This is a genomic window from Leeuwenhoekiella aequorea (assembly GCF_004104375.1).
GTDB lineage: Bacteria > Bacteroidota > Bacteroidia > Flavobacteriales > Flavobacteriaceae > Leeuwenhoekiella > Leeuwenhoekiella aequorea.
Map to the genome: position 1 here is coordinate 1 of NZ_QOVM01000014.1, position 1850 is coordinate 1850.

Consider the following 1850-nt stretch of genomic DNA (forward strand, 5'->3'; position numbering starts at 1 on the left):
GCGGTCGAGCTCGACCGCAATATGATCAGCGGAGAAACTCCAACAGAAATTTTAGCGGAATTCCGAGAAATCCAATCCTTAAAACCAAGTATTACAAAAAACACGTACAGCATTTATTTAAGTCCAGATAATGTTCAGAAAGAATTTACCAAAGATCAACTTCAGGAACTTGGCCAGGAACATTTGAAAGAATTAGGGCTTGAAAAAAACCAGTATTTAATGACCCTGCACACTTCAACTGGAAAGCCCCATATTCATTTTCAGGTCAACCGCATAGGCTTTGATGGTCAGGCCCACAATGATAGCAATATCAGTAAAAAAGCGCAGGAAAGTGCGGAAAAGCTTGCCAAAGAAAGAGGACTTTTGACCGCTAAGGATATTCGGAAAATGCACAAAGAAAAGACCAAAGAGCTGCGGAAGGAAATTCACCAGGCATATAATCAGAGCAAATCCAAAGCGACTTCTTTTGAGGAATTTGCGAGATCAATGCACAACAGGGGTTATAATGTTGAATTGACCAAGCAAAGAAGCGGCAAAATACAAGGCTTTAGAATTGTTGACCGACAATCATCCCAAAGTTTTAAAGCTTCTGAAATTGGCAAAGAAGTCAGGTATGGAAAGTTAGAAATGAGTATCTCAGAAAATATTCAGCAGAAAATTAAAAAGGAAAAAGAAGCGCAAATTGAACTCAAACCAAAAAGAGATAGAAGCCCAGGGCTTAGCAGATAAAACTTAAAATATTATGGCACGAGTAAGTAATGAAACCTTAGCAAAGACACTATCGAACACCATTTTTGACCTACAACAAGAGTTGAAGAAGGATAAAAAACACCGGGAACAGGTAGAGCTAGAAATAAGAAAACAAGCCCAGAGAATTGAAGAATCTGCGAAGCATTTTAAACCCGATTTAAGCGACCTAAACAACTCTATGGGGAATTATGTTACAGAGATAGATAAAAATGCCAAGGACGTTAAAAACAGCTATATAACAGGTAAAGCGATAGCCATCTATTTCGGCAGTTTAATATTGGTAATGCTTTTGTGCTATTTTTTTCTTCAACAGCAAAGAAACAAAACCGAAGAAGTTCAGGGAGAACGAGATTATTACAAGCAATTTATCCTGGAATCAGAAGAAAGAACCGCTGATTTTAAAGAATGGGCGAAGTGATCTTAACGGCTCGTATAAAAACAGTGCGAGCTGGCGAGCGTGATTGTCCGTAGGACAATCAGCTAAGCAAGCGAGCAGGAAGTTTCGATTCGAGACTAGTTTTAGCATTGTTTTTATATACTGTTGGCAATAGTTTAGTTATTAAGTCTGTAATAATTTACCATTTTTTTTAGCTTTTTTTTCTTTATAAATACCAGAAATGAGGAAGTATAGAAAAAATAAGGGTGCATTCAGGTAAAAATCCGATAGGTCAAAAAAATAGAGAGCTAAATCTACAAGTAAACCGAAAAGAGAAGAAAAAATCCAAATTCCTTGATGTTTATATCCTTCAGATTCCATTACAGAATTTGAAATAGAAAGGAAATTTTGTTTTATTGCCATTCTTTCTTTCAGAGACATAGTATTTGAGTCAATTTGTAAATGACAATCTAAATAATTTAAAAGATTCCTTTTTAAATTCCTGTATTTACTTTTTGGTTTCTTTTTACTAAGTACTGATCCTCTTAATAATACTTCATTAATATAAATTTTCTTTAAAGTTTTGTCATCATAAATCTTTTCTAATTGCAGTTTTTTTTCATCAATGATCTGAATTAGATGATAATCAATATCATTATCGGGGTAAATTTCTTCTCTAAACAAGATATCTAAATTATTGCCAACAACGTTCCGCGGCTATGCG

The 1850-nt window shown here is 35.0% G+C and carries 3 protein-coding genes; 2 read left to right on the forward strand and 1 reads right to left on the reverse strand.

All coding sequences use genetic code 11. The annotated features are described in order from the left end of the window. Together DSM00_RS15445 and DSM00_RS15450 are read left to right on the forward strand one after the other, a co-directional pair. Positions 1–729 (forward strand): relaxase/mobilization nuclease domain-containing protein (locus tag DSM00_RS15445; protein ID WP_206633820.1); only part of this gene is annotated, 729 nt, incomplete at its 5' end. A gap of 13 nt (positions 730–742) precedes the next feature. Beyond that, positions 743–1168: a hypothetical protein gene (locus DSM00_RS15450; protein ID WP_128758877.1), complete on the forward strand. Its 426-nt coding sequence runs from the start codon at positions 743–745 to the stop codon at positions 1166–1168. Positions 1169–1309: 141 nt separating this feature from the next. Here DSM00_RS15450 and DSM00_RS15455 read toward each other — a convergent pair whose 3' ends face one another. Further along, complete coding sequence (locus DSM00_RS15455) at positions 1310–1810, reverse strand: hypothetical protein (RefSeq protein WP_128758878.1); 501 nt, start codon at positions 1808–1810, stop codon at positions 1310–1312. Positions 1811–1850 lie beyond the last annotated feature (40 nt).

Excerpts from the sequence above, each read along its gene's own strand:
- DSM00_RS15450 (WP_128758877.1), top strand. The coding sequence starts at position 743 with ATGGCACGAGTAAGTAATGAAACCTTAGCAAAGACACTATCGAACACC.